The organism is Paraburkholderia sp. CNPSo 3274 (genome assembly GCF_024206475.1).
Taxonomy (GTDB): Bacteria; Pseudomonadota; Gammaproteobacteria; order Burkholderiales; family Burkholderiaceae; genus Paraburkholderia.
On sequence record NZ_JAMBPR010000219.1, the window covers coordinates 1 to 1,118 of the forward strand.

The window sequence follows — 1,118 nt, forward strand, 5'->3', positions numbered from 1 at the left end:
CTAGTCCATTGCGTCATTGAAAAAGCACCTTATTTGGTATTCAATGAAACACATGGAAAAGATGAACTTAACCACGCTTGAGCGCAAACAATTGCTGTCGGCGGCTCGTAGTCAAACGGTGCGCGCAGCAGACACGCGGCGTGCCCGGTTGATCCTGATGCTTGACGACGGAGAGACACGTGAGGCGATCATGCAGCGGCTGCGCTGTGACTCCCGCTTCATTAGCCGTTGGTCGAGCCGGTTTCTGGCCGAGCGGCTGGCAGGCCTGTACGCGCGCCATCCCGGACGAGCCCCGGTGCATCCGCCTGAAAAGCTGGAAGCGCGGGTTTTGAATCTCACGCTCAAGCACCGGCCTGCGGACGGCTCGACGCATTGGAGCAGCTATAAGCTTGCTGCGGCTTTGGGTGATGTGGGCGCCTCGACGGTGCAGCGCATCTGGCGCAAGCACGGCGTGCGGCCCCATCGGCTCGATACGCACATGGTCTCAAATGATCCTGACTTCGAGACCAAGGCGGCAGACGTGATCGGTCTGTATCTGAACCCTCCCGCACACGCGGTGGTGTTCTGCGTCGACGAGAAGACGGCAATTCAGGCCCTGGATCGTAAAGACCGGATGCTGCCGCTGTCGCCCGGGCGCGCCGAGAGTCACGGCTTCGAATACAAGCGCAACGGCACGCTGAGCCTGTTCGCTGCGCTCAACACGACAACCGGGGAAGTCATCGGCAAAACGGCGCCACGCCATACCAGCGAGCAGTTCGTGGCCTTCCTCACCGACGTTATCGCCAGCCAGCAGCCCAAACAAGAGATCCATGTGATCTGCGACAACGTCAGCAGCCACAAGACCCCGCGCGTGCAAGAGTTCCTGCGGCAACACCGAAACGTGCGGTTGCATTACACGCCGACCTATACCTCCTGGCTAAATCAGGTGGAGAACTGGTTCTCGCGCATCCAGCGCGACGTGATTGCGCGAGGTATCTTCACCACGGTAAAGGATCTGGAGCGCAAGCTGATGCGCTATATCCGCGAGCACAACAAGAATCCCAAGCCGATTAAATGGAAGTATGACGATCCATCGCGGCGAATTCGACCAGTGCCATTTCAATGACGCAGTCGACTAG

At 58.9% G+C, this 1,118-nt stretch carries 1 protein-coding gene; it reads left to right on the plus strand.

Going from position 1 to position 1,118, the window contains the following annotated elements; genetic code table 11:
• Nucleotides 1-43: 43 nt before the first annotated feature.
• Nucleotides 44-1,105: an IS630 family transposase gene (locus M3I54_RS44305; protein WP_254346720.1), complete on the plus strand. Its 1,062-nt coding sequence runs from the start codon at nucleotides 44-46 to the stop codon at nucleotides 1,103-1,105.
• The last annotated feature ends 13 nt before the right edge of the window (nucleotides 1,106-1,118 follow it).